The sequence below is a fragment of the Pseudomonas sp. WS 5079 genome (genome assembly GCF_012985465.1).
Lineage (GTDB): Bacteria > Pseudomonadota > Gammaproteobacteria > Pseudomonadales > Pseudomonadaceae > Aquipseudomonas.
The window spans coordinates 604,961-623,833 of record NZ_JAAQWN010000001.1 but is presented as its reverse complement, the minus strand read 5'-3'; the positions used below and the strand labels follow the sequence as shown (position 1 = coordinate 623,833).

Here is an 18,873-nt window from a genome sequence, read left to right as displayed (position 1 = left end):
GAGTTAAACAGTGGCCGGCGTGTTCGACGCTGTGTGGCCGGGGGAGTGGATACCCAGCACCAGCAATGCAGCCAGTACCGTGGTGGCAGACAGTAGGTACAGGCCGGCTGCCGGGGAGTGGAAGGCGGTTTCCGCCCAGTTTTTCAGGACCGGCGCGATAAACCCGCCCAGTGCGCCAAAGGAGTTGATCAGGGCAATGCCCGCCGCCGCCGCGCTACCGGCCAGGTAGCTGGAGGGGAAGGTCCAGAACACCGGCTGCACCGCGATGAATCCGCTGGCGGCAAAGCACAGGGCGAGCATGCCCAGCAACGGGTTGGCGAAGGTGACCGAGCAGGCGATGCCGGCGGCGGCCATCACCAGGGTCAGGGACGCGGTACGCCGGCGCTCGCCGCTGCGGTCCGAATAACCGGGGATCCACCACGCGGCGAACAGCGCGCAGACCCAGGGAATCGCCGAGACCAACCCGACCATCAGGCCGACCTTGGTGCCGAGCAGGCCACTGACCTGGGTTGGCAGGTAAAACACCACGCCGTAGACACTGGCCTGGATCAGCAGGTAGATCAGGCACAGGTACAGCACCGACGGCTGGCACAGCACGCCGAGCAGGCTGCGGCCATGGGAGCCTTTGTGCTGGTCTTCTGCATCCAGCAGGTCCTGGATCTGGCGGCGCTCTTCAAGGCTCAGCCACTTGGCGTCGGCGGGGCGATTGTCCAGGTACCAATAGGCCCAGATGCCCACCGCCGAAGCCATCAGGCCTTCCACGGCGAACAACCACTGCCAGCCGTGCAGGCCGACGAAACCGTCCATTTCCAAGAGCAGGCCAGACAGCGGGCTGCCAAAAATAAAGGCCAGCGGCGCGCCAAAATAGAAGAAGCCCATGGCCTTGCCACGCGCGGCCTGGGGAAACCAATAGGTGAGGTAGAGGATCACGCCGGGGAAAAAACCGGCTTCGGCCACGCCCAGCAGGAAGCGCAGGATGTAGAAGCTGGTTTCGTTATGGGCAAACACCATGGCCGCCGAGACCAGGCCCCAACTGACCATGATCCGGCACATCCACAGGCGGGCGCCGACGCGATGCAGGATCAGGTTGCTCGGTACTTCGAGCAACGCGTAGCCAACAAAAAACACCCCGGCGCCAAAGGCGAAGGCGGCGTCGCTCAGACCGGTGTCGGCCTGGAAGGCTTGCTTGGCGAACCCGACGTTGGCGCGGTCGAGGAAGGCCATGATGTACATCAGCAGCAAGAAGGGCAGGAGCCGCCAGGAAATCTTGGCGAGCAGGGACGCGGGCAGGGTGGTCATCTGGAAATCCTTTTGTAAGGCTTTGTTCTTATGGGCCGGACTGTACGGCGGCCGAGCAATGCGCTACAAATCGAATCTCGCTTACAAGCGATAACCTCAGGGTATCGATAACAAGGAAAAAAATGAGTAGTCCGCTGATTTCCCGCAGCCTGTTCAACCGCCTGCGCTACAAGCATCTGCATATGCTGGTGGCCTTGAGCTCCAGCCAGAACCTGCACCGTGCCTCCCAGGCCCTGAACATGTCGCAGCCGGCTGCCACCCGCATGCTGCGCGAGATCGAGGACATGTTTGCCTGTGACCTGTTCGAGCGCCTGCCCCGTGGCATGCGCCCGACGGCGCTGGGCAAGGAGTTGATCCGCTTTGCCGAATCGGCCCTCAGCGGCCTCGACCGCTGCGCCGAAGACCTGATGGCGCGCCAGCAGGGCGGTTATGGCTACCTGGCAATCGGCACCATCATGGGCGCCGCGCCGGACCTGGTGATGGACTCGATTGCGCAGATCAAATCCCTCAACCCGCAACTGCGCATCCGCATCATGGGCGACACCAGCGACCAGGTGATCCAGTTACTGGAACAGGGGCGCATCGACCTGGCCATCGCCCGGCGCAACGCCGCCACCGACAGCGAACACTACAGCTTCGAGCCGCTGGGCAACGAGCGCTTGCTGGTGGTGGTGCACGCCGGGCACCCGCTGGCGCAGCGTGCGAGCCTGCCGTTGGCCGAGTTGGTCAGCGACTGGCCGTGGATCCTGCAACCGGAAAGCAGCCCGGCACGCATCGGTTTTGACGAAGCGTTGCAGCACCTGGCCCTGCCGCTGCCGGCGGACATCATTGAATGCAGCTCGGTGTATTCCATGCAGCAACTGATCCAACTGACCGACGCGATCATGGTGCTTTCCGAAAGCGCACTGCGCGATTACCTGAAGATGGGCCTGGTGGTGCAGTTGCCGGTGGAGCTGGAGGTGACGCTTGCGCCATTTGGCATCTTGCTGCGCAAGGGTGAACCGGTGAGCCGTGAGTTGGGGTTGTTTATAGATTTACTGCGTTACAAGGCCAGGGCGCTTGATTAACCGCCTCCGCCCGTCTATCCGGGAAAAAGAACATGGTATGCGCCAGGGATATTAAATAGAATGAATCTCATTTGAGACTTACTCGCGCCGCCCAGGGTTCGCTTGCCATGAATGATGCTGTATCGCCAACGATCACCGCCGAACCCAGCCTGAGCACCTTGTACCGCGACCACCGCAGCTGGCTGGAAAGCTGGCTGCGCCGGCGCCTGGGCAATGCCTGGGATGCCGCCGACCTGAGCCAGGATACGTTCCTGCGGGTACTGGCCAGCGCCCAGCCGGTGGCGCAATTGCAGGAACCACGGGCCTATCTGGTGACAGTGGGCAAGCGCCTCCTGGTCAATTTTCATCAGCGCCGCAGCCTGGAGCAGGCGTACTTGAATGCCCTGGCACGCTTGCCCGAAGACTGCGCTCCCTCGCCGGAGCATCGTTGGTTGCTGCTGGAAACCCTGCACGCCCTGGACGAACTGCTCGACGGCTTGGCGGCCCCGGTGCGCCGGGCGTTCCTCTGGAGCCAGCTCGAAGGCCTGGGCTACCGGGAGATTGCCGAGCGTCTCAAGGTTTCGGAACGTACGGTCAAGCGTTATATGGCCCAGGCCTACGAACATTGCCTACTGGTGGAACTGTGAGCCGCACCGCACCGGATGTAGCGCGGGCAGCCGCGCAGTGGTTGGCGTTGCTGGAATCCGGCACGGCCGGCGAGCGTGACCATGACGGTTTGCAGCAATGGCGCGACAGTCACCCCCAGCACGAACAAGCCTGGCAAAAGGCGCAGTTGCTGCGCCAGCGGTTTGCCGAGTTGCCATCCTCCCTGGCCATGGCCAGCCTCGACCGCCCGCAACCTGGCCGGCGCGCGGTGCTCAAGCGCGCCCTGGGCGTGGCGGCACTGGTGCCGGCGGCCTGGTTGCTCAGTCGCCAGTTGCCCATCGACGTGTGGCGTGCCGACCTGCATACCGCCACCGGCGAGCGCAAACGCGTGCCGTTGGCCGATGGCAGCGCCCTGCAACTGAACACCGCCAGCGCGGTGGATGTGGACCTTCCTCGGCGACGCCTGACCCTGGTCGATGGCGAGATGGCGCTGAATGTGCCTGGCCCGTCGGCGCTGACCGTACACACCCGCTATGGCCAGGTCATCGCCAGCCAGGCCGAGGTTTGCGTGCGCCAACTGGCGGACGCGTGCCTGGTGTCGGTGCTCAAGGGCCAGGTGCAAGTGCAAGATGGATCCGGGCGTAGTACCTGGCTGCACAGCGCGCAACAAATACGCTTACAACCGTCGGGGTTAGGCGCGCCGCTGCCGTTCGACGTGCTGCAACTGGGCTGGCGCGATGGGGTGCTGACCGCGCAGAACCAAGGGCTGGGCGATTTCCTGCGCGAGCTGGATCGCTATCGCCCGGGCGTGCTGCGTTGGGACCCGCGCCTGGAAACCCTGCGCGTGACCGGCAGTTTCCGCCTGGACGACACCGACCGCATCCTCAGCCTGCTGGCCACCACCCACGGGCTACACGTGCAGTTTCGCACCCGTTATTGGGTCACGCTGGCATCGCGCAAAACCCCGGTTTGACCACCCCCCAATGTGGGAGCGGGCTTGCCCGCGATCGCGGTGCATCAGTCACCCCATGTATCGACTGACACTCAGCCATCGCGGGCAAGCCCGCTCCCACAGGGTAAGACCGTGTCCCTTTTTTTCGTCTCGCCTGTCATCCAAGGCAAGTGAACGAAAACAGAGAGCCTTTTAATGCCCGTCGTCCCGCCATCGTTGTTGCGCCTGAGTCTGGTGCTGAGCCTGAGTGCCAGCCCGTTGTTCATTCCTGTGAGCTGGGCCGAGGACGCGGCCCGGCGCAGTTACCAAGTGCCCGGCGGTAGCCTGGGCAGTGCCTTGACCCGATTTGCCGGGTTGGCCGGGGTCAATCTGTCGGTGGACCCGGCCCTGGTCAGTGGCCGCCAAAGCGCCGGGATCTCTGGTGAGTTTGCCGTCGAGGAAGGTTTTGCCCGGCTGCTGCAAGGCTCAGGCCTGCAATTGCAGGCAGTGGGGGAGCGTGCCTACACCCTGATCCCCGCCCCCCAGGGCGATGCCTATCAGTTGCCAGCCACCTCGATTCTTGGGCTGGCGAACACACCCGTCGCCCAAACCTACGCCGGTGACCAGGTCACGCGCAAAGGTGCGCAGGGCATGCTCGGCGACGGCGATTTTATGGATACGCCGTTCAACCTCACCTCCTATACCGCCAAGGCCGTGAAAAACCTGCAGGCGCGCACCCTCGGCGAGATGGTTGCCAGTGACCCTTCGGTGCGCATCACCAACCCGGCGGGTGGGCGTTTCGAGCAGTTCTCGGTGCGCGGTTTCAGCTTGTTCAACAGTGATGTGTCCTACGGCGGCCTGTACGGCGTGCTGCCGACCTACGCCATCGACATGGAAATGGTCGAACGCGTCGATATCCTCAAGGGCCCCGGTGCCTTGCTCGGTGGCATTGCGCCCCGGGGCAGTATCGGCGGCGGGATCAATATCGAGCCCAAGCGCGCCGCCGACACACCGCTCACCGAGTTCACCGGCAGTTATGCCTCGGCCGGGCAGTTCGGTGGCGCGGTGGATATCGGCCGGCGGTTTGGCGATGAGCAGCAGTTTGGCGTGCGCTTCAATGGCGTGAAGCAAGCCGGCGATACCGAGTGGGACCATCAGGAGGTCGACCGCGAAATGACGGTGATCGGCCTCGACTATCGCAAGGAGCGGGTGCGCCTGTCCCTCGACCTCGGGCGCCAGGAACGCACCGCCGACGCACCCCAGGAACGCGTGGAGATCGCCAAGGGTAGCGTGATGCCCAAGGCCCGCGATATCCGCGACAACTTCGCCCAGTCCTGGACTTATTCCCATACCAAGGACACTTTTGGCGCGGTGCGTGGCGAGTTCGATGTCAGTGATTCACTGATGGTCTACGCCGCTGCCGGCGCACGCAAAGGCAACTACGACTTCCTGCGCCATGGCGTGCAGGCGACCCAGAGCAATGGCGACTTCACCGTAGTGCCGCGCAGTTTCCGCCGCGACGAATACGTCAAGACCGTCACTGTCGGTGCGCGCAGTTGGTTCGACACCGGCCCGGTGGGGCACACCCTCAATGTCAGCCTCAATCAGTTCAACATGGATTTCGACAATGCCGGCGAGCGCTACACCCCCGGCAAGAGCAATCTCTACCACCCGGTGGTCTTGCCCCACCCAGGCCAGGCTGTGCGCTGGGACACCAGCACCCACACCGAAAACCGCTTCACCAGCCTGGCCCTGGCCGACACCCTGGCGTTGTTCGATGAGCGCGTGCTGCTGACCCTCGGCGCGCGCCTGCAAAAGGTCCAGGTCACCTCCTGGAGCAACGGCATCAAGGATCAGCCGGAGTACGACGAACAGGCGACCTCGCCGGCCCTGGGCCTGGTGGTGAAAGTCACCGACCAGTTGTCCCTGTACACCAACTACATGGAGGGCTTGAGCCAGGGCGAGACCGCGCCTTCGAGTGGGGTGCGCAATGAAAACGCGATCTTCCCGCCGACCAAGAGCAAGCAGGTGGAAGTCGGCGCCAAGTACGACATGGGCAGCTTTGGCCTGACCGCCAGCGTGTTCCAGATCAAACAGCCGGCCTATGGCATCGACAGCCAGGGCTTCTTCAAACCCAACGGCGAGTTGCGCAACCAGGGTGTGGAATTGAACGTGTTTGGCGAGCCCCTGGCGGGCGTGCGCCTGCTCGGCGGGGTGATGCTGCTCGACAGCGAGCAGACCAAGACCGCCCAGGGCCTGACTGACGGCAAGCGCGGCACCGGTTCGCCGATTGCCAACGTCAACCTGGGGGCCGAATGGGACATCCCGCGCCTGCAAGGCCTGACCCTGACCGCCCGGGCGATTCACACCGGCGCGCAGTACCTGGATGCAGCCAACCAGCAGAAGATCGATGGCTGGGAACGCTATGACCTGGGGGCGCGCTATACCTTCAAGGTCAAGGAAAACCCGGTGACCCTGCGCGCTACCGTGGAGAACGTGCTGGACACCACCTATTGGGCCTCGGCTGCAACCTCCAGCGACAGCGCGCCTGGCCTGACCCTGTCTACGCCGCGCACATGGCTGGTGTCGGCAACAGTAGGTTTTTGACCAAACCCATGTAGGAGCCGGCTTGCCGGCGATGGCGTCCTTGAACTCAGCACATGATTCACGGGCCCCATCGCCGGCAAGCCGGCTCCTACAGGGTTTTTCATATATCTATATGGAATAAATAAATAGTTATTTATTCCTTTTGTTGTTGGTGGGAATGGCGCATTTTGAGGGCCTGCGCATTCGTGCGGATTGACCCAACCGTAAAAGGAAAACCGACATGACCATCAAAGCGATCAACGTGCGCAACCAGTTCAAGGGCGTGATCAAGGAAATTCTGCTGGGCGAGGTGGTGTCCGAAATCGACGTGCAGACCGCGTCCGGGATTGTCACTTCGGTGATCACCACCCGTTCGGTGCGCGACCTAGAATTGAAGGTGGGCAGCGAAGTGATTGCCTTCGTCAAATCCACCGAAGTGTCCATCGCCAAGCTCTGAACCCAAACTTGCGCATACCTTTATAGGCGCCGGCAAGCCTGCGCCTACACGGGTGTTCAGCGGTTTTTCAGGCTGCGTTCCAGGCGTGAAATACCTTCTTCGAGCAACGCCCGCGGGCAGCCGAAGTTCAAGCGCACGAACTGCTGGCTGTCATCGCCAAATTCCACGCCTGCACTCAAGCCTACCTTGGCCTGCTCCAGGAAAAACCGCTGCGGGTCTTCCAGGCCCAGGGCGCTGCAATCGAGCCAGGCCAGGTAAGTGCCTTGCGGGGCATGCATGGTCACCCCCGGCAGGCGTTTTTGCACTGCATCCAGCAGGTAGTCGCGGTTGCCTTGCAAGTACGCCAGCAACGCCTTCAACCATTCACCGCATTGGCTGTACGCCGCCCAGGTGGCTTCCAGGCCTAGGGGGCTGACACTGTCGACCATGCCGCAGCGCGCCTTGTTGAAGCGCTCGCGGATGACTGGATCCTGGACAATCGCAAAGCAGGTCTTCAGGCCGGCAACGTTGTAGGCCTTGCTGGCCGACATCAGGGTAATGGTGCGCCGCGCGATCTCTGCGCTCAGCGATGCGGTGGGGATATGCCGGCGCCCGTCAAAGCACAGCTCGGCATGGATTTCGTCAGAGATAATCAGCGTGCCCTGTTCCAGGCAGGCAGTGGCCACCGCCAGCAATTCCTCGCGGGCGAACACCTTGCCCAGGGGGTTGTGGGGGTTGCTCAACAGCAAGGCACCGGCACCTTTCAAGGCCTGGCGCAATGCGGGCAGGGGGGTGAGGTATTCGCCCTGGGCGCTCAGTTCAAACGGCACTTCGATCTTCGGCAGGTTCCAGTTGCCGGCCGCATGGCGCAGCGGCGCGTAGTTGGGAGTCTGCAAGACCACCGACTGGCCCGGTTGGACGAAGGCGTGCAGGGCCATGTTGAAACCCGGCTCGACGCCCGGCAGGAATAACAGTTCATCGGGCTGCACGCGCCAGGCGTACTTGTCCCACAGGTCGCTGATTATCGCTTCGCGCACTTCTGGCCGGGCAACGCTGTAGCCGAGCATTTGCTGGTCCAGGCGCGCGTGCAGGGCCGTGAGGATCGCCGGTGGGGCGGCGATGTCCATGTCGGCAATCCACATCGGCAAGACGTCTTCGGGGTAGCGGCTCCACTTGGTGCTGCCGGTGCCGAGGCGAGGGTGGATCGTGTCGAAATCAAAGCTCATGGGGGCGCTCGTGTCAGGAAGGCGGGCGAAGAATCGCGTCGATTCTAAGTCAGCCGGCCTGATAGGTCATCAACTGCTCCTCGCACAGGATGCGGATGGTGCGCCGTTGCACCTCGATCAGGCCGGCGTCAACCAAACGATGCAGAATCCGCGAAAACGTCTCTGGCTGAATCCCCAGTTTGGAGGCTACCAGGCGCTTGGGCACTTGCAGCACCACATCTCCGCTGGCCAGATCGCGCTCCTGGACCAGGAAGTTGATGACCCGGCGACTGGCATTGGCCAGGCTCAGGGTGTCGATGTCCTTGAGGCGCTGATGCAGGTGGATGCTCATGGTGCCGAGGATCGCCAGGCAGATCTGCGGCTGGTCCTCCAGGGCCTTGCGGTAATGATGGCCCTCGATACTCACCAGCACGCTGTCCTTGAGCGCCGTGGCACTTACCGGGTAGGCCTTGGCCTGGCTGAACAGCAGGGCTTCGGCAAAGGTCTGGCCGGGGCGAATGACCTCCACCAGATGTTCCTGGCCTTCGCCGGTGACCCGGTGCAACTTGATCTGGCCGCTGACCAGCAGGAAAAACCGCTCGGCGGGGTCGCCCTGGTGCATCAAGGTGATGTGGGCGGGCAAGCGCTTGAGATTGGCCAGGGTGCAGATGTCCTGGAAAATCTTCTCCGGCAACGGGCTGAACAGATGATGCCGGCGTAGGGTTAAAACGATGGATGGGTGGGTCAGCATGGCGTACCTCCGCTCCCGTCCATGGTAGAGCGTGAGGCCTGTGGGGCCTATGCCTCGTTGGAGGTAGCCCCGTGGAGGCAGTGGCCCTGCAGCAGTGCCGAAAATGCATCGCGCGCCGGATGGCAACCTGCGTTGGCATGCCAGTAAAACCGGTTGTCGATGCGCTTCAGTTCCGCGAACTCACGGCCTTGCCAGTTGGCGCCCTGGCGATATTGCTCGTAGATCCCCCGGGGCACCAGCGCGGCGCCGCTGCCGGCACTGACACAGCCGATAATCGTGCCGTAGCTGGCGATGCTGATGGCGTGGGTGATATTGGCGCAGCGGCCTCCGGTGATGGTGATGGTGGGGACGGTGAGTGGGGGCGTTGACGGTGAAAGCGAGGCGGCCTTAGAGCCGACCTGATCTTCAAATTGCACGCGTGCTCCTGTGGGAGCGGGCTTGCTCGCGATGGTCGTTAACGATGAAAAATGAATGCCTGACACTCTGATGTTTTCTTGCGGGCGCCATCGCGGGCAAGCCCACTCCCACAGGGGAATGGCTTGCCCGCCGGGCCTGGGCCAGGCTCCGAGTGGTGGGGCAAGAGCGCTTTGCTTCCTTTGGCGCTCTTCCAAAGTGAGCCGCCGTAAGGGCGGAACCAATAGTAGCCGTGACCGCAGCAACGGATATGTACACAACCCTGAGAATCACTAAAGAGATGTGTAGATACCTATGCTGCGATGGCGGTGCATCAGTCCCTACCCAGCCTGACGCAAATGCTCCATCGCCCAAACCGCCGCTTCCACCCGCGAGCGCAGCCCCAGTTTGTGCAGCAGATTCTTCACATGCACTTTCACCGTGCCCTCGGTAATCCCCAGCTTGTGCCCGATCACCTTGTTGCTATAGCCCCCGGCAATGGTCTTCAACACCTGCCGCTCGCGTTCGGTCAGTTCCACCGCCGCGTGGGGCTGGGGCGAGCGCAAGGCCTGGGCCAGCACCCGGGTCAGGCCGGGGCTGATCACCAGGGCGCCGTGCAGCGCATCGCGGATGTACTGGATCAGCAGTTCCGGCTCCATGTCCTTGAGCAGGTAGCCGTTGGCATCCAGGCGCAGGGCGTCGCGGATGTCGTCTTCGGCATCGGACACGGTAAACAGCAAGACCTTGCCGCCATAGGCCATGGCCCGCAGCTGGCGCAGGGTTTCCAGGCCGTTCATCTGCGGCATGTTGTTGTCCAGCAGCACCAGGTCCGGTTGCAGCGACTCGATCAGGCCCAGGGCTTCCTCGCCATTGCCGGCTTCGCCCACCACGTGCAGGTCGTCTTCCAGTTCGAGCATCTGGCGCATGCCGTGGCGCATCATCGGGTGGTCGTCGACGAGCAGGATGCGGTGGCGTACAGATGGGGTGATGAGCGCCGTGTTCATGACAAGCTACCTTCTGGTAAAGAGTGCCCGAGGAATTCCGGGCGAAACAGCAAGTGCACCCGGGTGCCCTGAGGCTCGCGGGAGGAAATGTCCAGTTGACCGTGCAGGCTGCGGGCGCGTTCGTCCATGATGGTCAGGCCGTGGTGTTCGCGCTGGTCCACCGGCTCGCTGAAGCCGCGGCCATCGTCTTCAATGCTCAGGCTCACGGTTTCGCCGTTCTGGCGCAGTTGCAGCCAGGCGTTTTCGGCGTGGGCATGGCGCAGGCAGTTGGACAGCGCTTCGCGGGTTACCTGTAACAGGTGGATCTGTTCACTGGCCGACAGTTGGAAGGCCAGGGCATCCACATGCAGGTGCACCTGGAACTCGCCACGCCGCGAGAACTCCTCGGCGGTGTCTTTGAGCTCCTGGACCAGCCCGGCATCGTGGATTTGCAGGCGAAAGGTGGTGAGCAACTCACGCAATTGCCGGTAGGCGTTGTTCAGGCCTTCGCGCAGTTCACCGGTGACGGTTTCCAGGGTGGCCTTGGGTTCGTCGCGGCGCAGCAGGGTCTGCATGCGGCTGACTTGCAGCTTCATATAGGACAGGGCCTGGGCCAGGGAATCATGCAGCTCGCGGGCGATGATGGTGCGTTCGTCCAGCAGCAATAAACGGTGGTCCTGCTCGCGCTGGCGCTTGAGGGACAGCGAGGTGCCAATCAGGTTGGCCAGGGCCTGGATCAGTTGTTGCTCCCAGGCTTGGGGGGCATGGCCGTCGACAAAATGCGCCTTGAGTTCGCCCAGTTCCGCGCCCTGGTTGCTGATGCTGAACACCTGGGGCGGGGCCACGTGGTGGCGCTCGCAGGTGGCGCAGTCACCGATGGCGCAGACGTTGCGGCTGTTGCCGCCATGCAGCGCGAGCATCTGCTGCGCCGGGGCGAGGAAGTGCCCTTGCAGGCACAGCGACAGGCGCAGGCCCGGCAGGCGTTTCTGGAAACGCCGGATCAATTCGTCGAGGCCTTCGGCGTTGGCCAGGCGCGTGGCCAGGCTGCGGCTGCTCTCGTAGAGCAGTTCCAGGGCGGCGTTGGCCTGTTGCAGGTTGAGGGTTTTGTGCTGCACCTGGCTTTCCAGGGTGCGATGGGATTGCTCGATGGTTTCGGCCAGGGTGTTGAAGCTCAGGGCCAGTTGCCCCAGTTCGTCCTGGGAGCGGTGATTGACCCGGGTCTGGTAATCACCCTCACGAAAGCGCCGGGTGGCGTCCACCAGTTCCTTCAAGGGCGTGACCACGCCGTACTGCAACTCATACAGCCCCAGCAGCAGGATGATCAGGGTGCTGAACAGCGCCAGGCCCTGGATCAGCTGTTGCCAGCCTTGTTTGTGCTCACTCTGTTGCTGCAACAGGCTGACGAACTGGTTCAGTTGCTCGACAAAGGCCGGTGCGCGCTCGCGAAAGAGCGCGCCGTCGCCGCGCTCGATGGCCGGGCGCAGTTCCTGGTTCCAGTGTTGCTGGATCTGCCGGTAGCTCTGTTGCAGGGCGCTGTGGGGGCCGTCTTCGAGCACCGCTTTCAAGGATTGGCTGTCCAGGCGCCGTTGCAGGCTCTGGGTGATGGCCAGGATCTCGTCGGCGGGGGCGTGGTCGGCGAGTTTCCAGCTCAGGTGGTAGGTCTCCATGCGCACCGAGCCTGCGGTGTTGATGGCCGCGCCGTCGCCCTGACTGAACCAGGCGATCAGCCCGGCGCTCAGGGAACTGGCCAGGGCCAGGATCGCAATCAGGATCACCGCGACACCGGCGCGTGCGGGCAGGGAGCTGCGCAGCCAGTTAAACATCACGGCGTAATCGAAGGGGTAAGGACAACAGCATGGCGGCACCTGGCATAGGAAACAGTATTGGATTCTGCATTCCCTGGCGCACTACCTCTAAAGAGTTGCCGGCGAACCCTCCCACGGGAAAAAGCCGGCACAAGAGACCAATCCATTGATAAATAAAGACTTTCTCTTGTTATTTGGTCTACCTCTTAAGAGGTAGATGGGCCAAGCATAGGCCAATACCCCCCAGGTGGACGTTGATCTGGGTCAAGTTCCTGGAGGACGTCGCCCCTAACCTGCGCTCATGGAATCACTTCTGGGAGCGCAAACCGTGACTCAACCCCGTGTAAGACAGGGCCTGGTGCTGGGCATGAGTACACTGGCCTTCACCGTGTGCTTTATGGTCTGGATGATGTTCGCCGTGCTCGGCGTGCCGATCAAAGAGCTGCTGCAACTCAACGAAACCCAGTTCGGCCTGCTGGCCGCCACCCCGGTACTGACCGGCTCCCTGGTGCGCCTGCCCCTGGGCCTGCTGACTGACCGCTTCGGCGGGCGCATCGTGTTCTTTGTCTTGATGCTCGCCTGCGTGCTGCCGCTGTACCTGATCACCTACGCCACCGCCTTCTGGCAATTCCTCGTGCTGGGGCTGTTTGTCGGCCTGGCCGGCGGCTCGTTTTCGGTGGGCATCGCCTACGTCGCCAAGTGGTTCGACAAGGACAACCAGGGCTTTGCCATGGGCGTGTTCGGCGCTGGTAACGCGGGGGCGGCGGTGACCAAGTTTCTGGCGCCGGCGCTGATCGCCCTGGGTACCTGGCACCTGGTGCCAAAGGTGTTCAGCGCAATCTTGTTTATCACCGCGCTGCTGTTCTGGTTCCTCACCAGCGAGAACAAGGCCCACCGCAGTGCCGGTGGCGCCACCTTGCGCGAACAACTGCTGTGCCTCAAGGACCCGGCCGTGTGGCGCTACTGCCAGTACTACTCGATTGTGTTCGGTGGCTACGTGGCCCTGGCGCTGTGGGCGACCAAGTACTACGTGCAGGAATACGGCTTCAGCCTGCAAAGCGCTGCGCTGTTGGCCGCGTGTTTTTCCCTGCCCGGTGGCGTGCTGCGCGCTGTGGGCGGCTGGATGTCCGACCGCTGGGGCGCACAGAGCGTGACCTGGTGGGTGTTGTGGGTCAGTTGGATCTGCCTGTTCCTGCTCAGCTACCCGCAGACCCAATTGCAGGTGCAGACCGTCAACGGCCCGCTGGATTTTCATATCGGCCTCAATGCCACCCTGTTCACCGTGCTGCTGTTTGTGATGGGCATCGCCTTCGCCTTCGGCAAGGCCTCGGTGTTCAAGTACATCGCCAATGACTACCCGCAAAACATGGGCGCGGTGTCCGGCATCGTCGGCCTGGCGGGCGGCCTTGGCGGCTTTGTCCTGCCGATCATGTTCGGCGCCCTGGTGGACCTCACCGGCGTGCGCTCCTCCTGCTTCATGTTGATGTACGGCGTGGTCTGGGTATCCCTGACCTGGATGTACTTCAGCGAAATCCGCAAGCAACCGCTGCTTGGTAAAGCGGCGGCCCAGCCTCTCCAAGGAGAATCTGCATGACTATCGCGCAAAAGCCCGACTCGGGCCCGGTGATCCACGACTGGCGCCCTGAAGACCCGGCGTTCTGGGGCGCCAGCGGCAAGCAGACCGCAACCCGCAACCTGTGGATCTCGATCCCGGCGCTGCTGTTAGCCTTCGCTGTGTGGATGGTGTGGAGCACGGTGATCGTGCGCCTGAACGCCATCGGTTTCAGCTTCACCACTGACCAGCTGTTCTGGCTGGCGGCGTTGCCGGGCCTGTCTGGCGCCACGTTGCGCGTGTTCTATTCGTTCATGGTGCCGATCTTCGGTGGCCGCCGCTGGACGGCCCTGAGCACCGCGTCGCTGCTGATTCCATCACTGTGGATGGGCTTCGCGGTACAAGACCCGAGCACCTCCTACAGCGTGTTTGTATTGATCGCGCTGCTGTGCGGCTTCGGTGGCGGCAACTTCGCCTCGAGCATGTCCAACATCAGCTTCTTCTACCCCAAGTCCCAGCAAGGCACGGCCCTGGGCCTGAACGCCGGCCTGGGTAACCTGGGCGTGTCGGTGATGCAGTTCTGCGTGCCGCTGGTGATTACCTTCGGCGTGTTCGGCCTGCTCGGCGGCCAGCCACAGACCCTGGAAGATGGCAGCCAGTTGTGGTTGCAGAACGCCGGGTTTATCTGGGTGCCGTTCATCATCACCGTGACCCTGTTTGCCTGGTTCGGCATGAATGACCTGTCCAGCGCCCGCGCTTCGTTCAGCGAGCAGGCGGTGATCTTCAAGCGCAAGCACAACTGGCTGATGTGCTGGTTGTACCTGGCCACCTTCGGTTCCTTCATTGGCTTTTCGGCCGCCTTCCCGATGCTGATCAAGACCTCGTTCCCAGACGTCAACGCCCTGAAATTCGCCTTCCTCGGCCCGCTGGTAGGTGCCCTGGTGCGCCCATTGGGCGGCTGGCTGGCCGACAAGCTGGGCGGTGCGCGGGTGACCTTGTGGAACTTCGTGCTGATGATCGTGATGGTGTTCGGCGTCCTGCACTTTTTGCCCCTGAACGGCGAGGGCGGCAGCTTCTACGGCTTCCTCGGCATGTTCATGCTGCTGTTCATCACCACCGGCATCGGCAACGGCTCCACCTTCCGCATGATCCCGGTGATCTTCCGCACCCAGCATGAAAAAGCCAGCGCCGGCAAACCCGCCGCCGTGCGTGAGCAAGCCCTCAAGGATGCCAGCAAGGAATCGGCCGCCGTGCTGGGCTTCAGCTCGGCCATGGGTGCCTTCGGTGCGTTCTTCATCCCCAAGACCTTTGGCTCGTCCATGGCCTACACCGGCAGCCCGGCCATGGCGTTCTACATGTTTGTCGGCTTCTACCTGACCTGCATCGTCGTGACCTGGTGGTGGTATGCGCGCAAAGGCGCCGAGACCCCCTGCTGAGTCGACCCCGAATTCAAACCTTGCGTGGGCGGGGCACAGAACCCCGCGGCAAGCCTGAGAGGAAAGCACCATGAGTCATTTACTCGATCAACTGCGGTTCTTCAATCGCAAGCAAGACGAATTCTCCGAAGGTCACGGCGAGACCCGCAAGGAGTCCCGCGACTGGGAGAACGTCTACCGTTCGCGCTGGCAGTACGACAAGATCGTGCGCTCCACCCACGGGGTGAACTGCACCGGCTCGTGCTCGTGGAAGATCTACGTGAAGAACGGCCTGATCACCTGGGAAACCCAGCAGACCGACTACCCGCGTACCCGCAACGACCTGCCTAACCACGAGCCGCGCGGCTGCCCCCGTGGCGCGAGCTACAGCTGGTACATCTACAGCGCCAACCGCCTGAAGTACCCGAAGATCCGCAAGCCATTGCTCAAGCTGTGGCGCGAGGCGCGCCTGACGCTGTCGCCGGTCGAGGCCTGGGCGAGCATTGTCGAGGACAAGGCCAAGGCCGACTCCTATAAAAGCAAGCGTGGCATGGGCGGCTTCATCCGCTCCAACTGGGATGAAGTCAACGAAATCATCGCCGCGTCCAACGTCTACACCATCAAGCAATACGGCCCGGACCGCATCGTCGGCTTCTCGCCGATCCCGGCCATGTCCATGGTCAGCTACGCCGCAGGTTCGCGTTACCTGTCGCTGATCGGCGGCGTGTGCCTGAGCTTCTATGACTGGTACTGCGACCTGCCGCCAGCCTCGCCGATGGTCTGGGGCGAGCAGACCGACGTGCCGGAATCGGCCGACTGGTACAACTCCAACTACATCATCGCCTGGGGCTCGAACGTCCCGCAGACCCGGACCCCGGACGCGCACTTCTTCACCGAGGTGCGCTACAAGGGCACCAAGACCGTGGCCATCACGCCTGACTATTCGGAAGTAGCCAAGCTCACCGACCTGTGGCTCAACCCCAAGCAGGGCACCGACGCGGCACTGGCCCAGGCCTTCAACCATGTGATCTTCAAGGAATTTCACCTGGATAAACCGAGCGCGTACTTCACCGAATACGCCAAGCGCTACACCGACTTGCCGGTGCTGGTAATGCTCAAGCCCATGACCGGCTTCGCCCCGGGCGCAGGCTTCCAGCCGGACCGCTTCCTGCGCGCCTCGGACCTGGTGGACAACCTCGGCCAGGACAACAACCCGGAATGGAAAACCATCGCCCTCGACGAAAGCGGCGAACTGGTCTCGCCACAAGGCGCCATCGGCTATCGCTGGGGCGAGAAGGGCAAGTGGAACATCCTGGCCAAAGAAGGCGGTGAAGGCCGCGAGATCGACCTCAAGCTGAGCCTGATCGGCGAGGACGTCGCCGAAGTGGCGTTCCCGTATTTTGCCGGTGAAGCCCACGACTACTTCCAGCACGTGGCCGGCGACGCCGTGCAGTTCCGTCGGGTGCCGGTGCACAGCGTGACCCTGGCCGATGGCACGGTGGCCAAAGTGGCGACGGTGTTCGACCTGTCGGCGGCCAACCTGGCCATCGACCGTGGCCTGGGCGGCAGCAATGTGGCCAAGGACTACAACGACGCCAGCGTACCGGGCACGCCAGCCTGGCAGGAGGCAATCACCGGGGTCAGCCGCGAGAAGGCGATCCAGATCGCCCGTGAGTTTGCCGACAACGCCGACAAGACCCGTGGGCGCTCGATGATCATCGTCGGCGCGGCAATGAACCACTGGTACCACATGGACATGAACTACCGCGGGCTGATCAATATGCTCATGCTCTGCGGTTGTGTCGGCCAGACCGGCGGCGGTTGGGCGCACTACGTGGGCCAGGAAAAACTGCGTCCGCAATGCGGCTGGCTGCCCCTGGCATTCGGCCTGGACTGGAACCGTCCGCCGCGCCAGATGAACGGCACCAGCTTCTTCTACGGCCACAGCTCGCAATGGCGCCACGAGAAGATGAGCATGCACGACATCCTCTCGCCGTTGGCCGACAAGTCGCAGTTCCCCGAGCACGCCCTGGACTACAACATCCGCGCCGAACGCGCCGGCTGGTTGCCCAGCGCACCCCAACTCAATACCAACCCGTTGCACATCTGCCGCGACGCGGCGGCAGCCGGTATGGACCCCAAAGACTACGTGGTCAAGTCCTGGCAGGACGGCAGCCTGCGCTTTGCCTGCGAGCAGCCGGACAGCCCGGTGAACTTCCCGCGCAACATGTTTATCTGGCGTTCCAACTTGCTCGGCTCGTCGGGCAAGGGCCACGAGTACATGCTCAAGTACCTGCTCGGCACCAAGAACGGGGTGATGAACGAAGACATCGGCCACAGCACCGAATGCAAGCCAACCGAGGCCGAGTGGGTCGAAGACGGCGCCATCGGCAAGCTCGACCTGGTGACCACCCTGGACTTCCGCATGTCCTCGACCTGCGTGTATTCCGACATCGTGTTGCCGACTGCAACATGGTACGAAAAAGACGACATGAACACCTCGGACATGCACCCGTTCATTCACCCGCTGTCGGCGGCGATTGATCCGGCGTGGGAATCGCGTTCGGACTGGGAGATCTACAAAGGCATCGCCAAGGCGTTCTCGGCCATGTCGGTCGGCCACCTTGGCGTGGAGCAAGACCTGGTGACCGTGCCGTTGATGCATGACAGCGTCGGTGAGCTGGCCCAGCCGTTTGGCGGTACCGACTGGAAAAGCGCCGGCGTGGCGCCGGTACCGGGCAAGAATGCGCCGAACATGGCGGTGGTGGAACGGGATTACCCGAACATCTACAAGCAGTTCTCATCGCTGGGCCCGATGCTGGAAAAACTCGGCAACGGTGGCAAGGGCATCAACTGGAATACCGACGAGGAAGTCGAGTTCCTTGGCGAACTCAACCACCACGAAGGCGACGCGGGCATCAGCCACGGCCGGCCAAAAATCGACACGGCGATTGATGCGGCCGAGGTGATTCTGTCCCTGGCTCCGGAAACCAACGGCAAGGTCGCCTTGAAGGCCTGGGCGGCGCTGTCGGAATTCACCGGCATCGACCACAGCCACCTGGCGATTTCCAAGGCCCACGAAGCGATCCGCTTCCGCGATATCCAGGCGCAGCCGCGCAAGATCATCTCCAGCCCCACCTGGTCGGGCCTGGAAGACGAGCACGTGAGCTACAACGCCGGCTACACCAACGTCCATGAAAACATCCCATGGCGCACCATCACCGGCCGCCAGCAGTTCTACCAGGATCACCCGTGGATGCAGGCGTTCGGCGAGCAGTTGATGAGCTACCGGCCACCGGTCAACACCCGCACCATCGAAGGAGTGAAGGACAAGCGCAGCAATGGCGAGACCGAAATCGTCCTGAACTGGATCACGCCGCACCAGAAATGGGGGATCCACAGCACCTACAGCGACAACCTGCTGATGCTCACCTTGAGCCGTGGCGGCCCGATTGTGTGGCTCTCGGAAATCGACGCCAAGCGCGCCGGGATCGAGGACAACGACTGGATCGAGTGCTTCAACGTCAACGGCGCGCTGACCGCCCGTGCGGTGGTCAGCCAGCGGGTCAAGGAAGGCATGGTGATGATGTACCACGCCCAGGAACGCATCGTGAACGTACCGGGTTCGGAAACCACCAAGACCCGTGGCGGCCACCACAACTCGGTGACCCGCGTGGTGCTCAAGCCGACCCACATGATCGGTGGCTATGCCCAGCAGGCCTACGGTTTCAACTATTACGGCACAGTCGGCTGCAACCGCGATGAATTCGTGGTGGTGCGCAAGATGGTCAAGGTCGATTGGCTCGATGGTTCCAGCGGTGATGATCTGCCGCGTCCATTGCCGACCGATATCGAGGAGAACTGA

At 62.8% G+C, this 18,873-nt stretch carries 13 protein-coding genes and 1 pseudogene; 8 read left to right on the top strand and 6 right to left on the bottom strand.

The annotated features are described in order from the left end of the window. Positions 1 to 3: 3 nt before the first annotated feature. Positions 4 to 1,299, bottom strand: a complete 1,296-nt coding sequence (locus HBO05_RS02650) for an MFS transporter (RefSeq protein ID WP_169953175.1) — start codon at positions 1,297 to 1,299, stop codon at positions 4 to 6. A 122-nt stretch (positions 1,300 to 1,421) separates the two neighbouring features. On the opposite strand from HBO05_RS02650, the gene HBO05_RS02645 reads away from it, so the two are divergent. From HBO05_RS02645 to HBO05_RS02625, 5 genes are all read left to right on the top strand, one after another. Further along, on the top strand, positions 1,422 to 2,366 hold the full coding sequence (locus HBO05_RS02645; RefSeq protein WP_169953178.1) for a LysR family transcriptional regulator: 945 nt from the start codon (positions 1,422 to 1,424) through the stop codon (positions 2,364 to 2,366). Positions 2,367 to 2,473: 107 nt separating this feature from the next. After that, a complete protein-coding gene (locus HBO05_RS02640) occupies positions 2,474 to 2,992 on the top strand; it encodes a sigma-70 family RNA polymerase sigma factor (RefSeq protein WP_172311555.1) in 519 nt (172 codons plus the stop codon). Beyond that, positions 2,989 to 3,924 carry a FecR domain-containing protein gene (locus HBO05_RS02635; protein ID WP_169953183.1) on the top strand — a complete coding sequence of 312 codons (936 nt, stop codon included), beginning with the start codon at positions 2,989 to 2,991 and terminating at the stop codon, positions 3,922 to 3,924. The genes HBO05_RS02640 and HBO05_RS02635 overlap by 4 nt, the downstream gene beginning before the upstream one ends. A 174-nt stretch (positions 3,925 to 4,098) precedes the next feature. Further along, positions 4,099 to 6,489, top strand: coding sequence for a TonB-dependent receptor (locus tag HBO05_RS02630; RefSeq protein ID WP_172311553.1), 2,391 nt, complete (start codon positions 4,099 to 4,101; stop codon positions 6,487 to 6,489). A gap of 220 nt (positions 6,490 to 6,709) precedes the next feature. Next, positions 6,710 to 6,925, top strand: coding sequence for a TOBE domain-containing protein (locus HBO05_RS02625; protein ID WP_003173733.1), 216 nt, complete (start codon positions 6,710 to 6,712; stop codon positions 6,923 to 6,925). Positions 6,926 to 6,981: 56 nt separating this feature from the next. Here the strand turns inward: HBO05_RS02625 and HBO05_RS02620 are convergent, their stop codons facing one another. The 5 genes and pseudogenes from HBO05_RS02620 to HBO05_RS02600 form a co-directional block, all read right to left on the bottom strand. Beyond that, on the bottom strand, positions 6,982 to 8,130 hold the full coding sequence (locus tag HBO05_RS02620) for a PatB family C-S lyase (RefSeq protein ID WP_172311551.1): 1,149 nt from the start codon (positions 8,128 to 8,130) through the stop codon (positions 6,982 to 6,984). Between the two features lie 49 nt (positions 8,131 to 8,179). Next, entirely contained in the window at positions 8,180 to 8,860 is a 681-nt protein-coding gene (locus tag HBO05_RS02615; protein ID WP_169953191.1) for a Crp/Fnr family transcriptional regulator, read from the bottom strand. Between the two features lie 47 nt (positions 8,861 to 8,907). Continuing rightward, a pseudogene (locus tag HBO05_RS02610) lies at positions 8,908 to 9,159 on the bottom strand (LysR family transcriptional regulator); the annotation flags it as partial. A 435-nt stretch (positions 9,160 to 9,594) separates the two neighbouring features. Beyond that, positions 9,595 to 10,242 (bottom strand): two-component system response regulator NarL, encoded by a 648-nt coding sequence (gene narL, locus HBO05_RS02605; protein WP_169953316.1) that lies wholly within the window; start codon positions 10,240 to 10,242, stop codon positions 9,595 to 9,597. A gap of 11 nt (positions 10,243 to 10,253) precedes the next feature. Further along, positions 10,254 to 12,059 carry an ATP-binding protein gene (locus tag HBO05_RS02600; protein WP_170041289.1) on the bottom strand — a complete coding sequence of 602 codons (1,806 nt, stop codon included), beginning with the start codon at positions 12,057 to 12,059 and terminating at the stop codon, positions 10,254 to 10,256. Positions 12,060 to 12,369: 310 nt separating this feature from the next. On the opposite strand from HBO05_RS02600, the gene HBO05_RS02595 reads away from it, so the two are divergent. The 3 genes from HBO05_RS02595 (at position 12,370) to HBO05_RS02585 (ending at position 18,873) form a co-directional block, all read left to right on the top strand. Further along, positions 12,370 to 13,635 (top strand): nitrate/nitrite transporter, encoded by a 1,266-nt coding sequence (locus HBO05_RS02595; protein WP_169953196.1) that lies wholly within the window; start codon positions 12,370 to 12,372, stop codon positions 13,633 to 13,635. After that, positions 13,632 to 15,029 (top strand): NarK family nitrate/nitrite MFS transporter, encoded by a 1,398-nt coding sequence (locus tag HBO05_RS02590; RefSeq protein ID WP_169953198.1) that lies wholly within the window; start codon positions 13,632 to 13,634, stop codon positions 15,027 to 15,029. Before HBO05_RS02595 ends, HBO05_RS02590 begins: the two co-directional genes overlap by 4 nt. Positions 15,030 to 15,099: 70 nt before the next feature. Continuing rightward, entirely contained in the window at positions 15,100 to 18,873 is a 3,774-nt protein-coding gene (locus HBO05_RS02585; RefSeq protein ID WP_169953201.1) for a nitrate reductase subunit alpha, read from the top strand.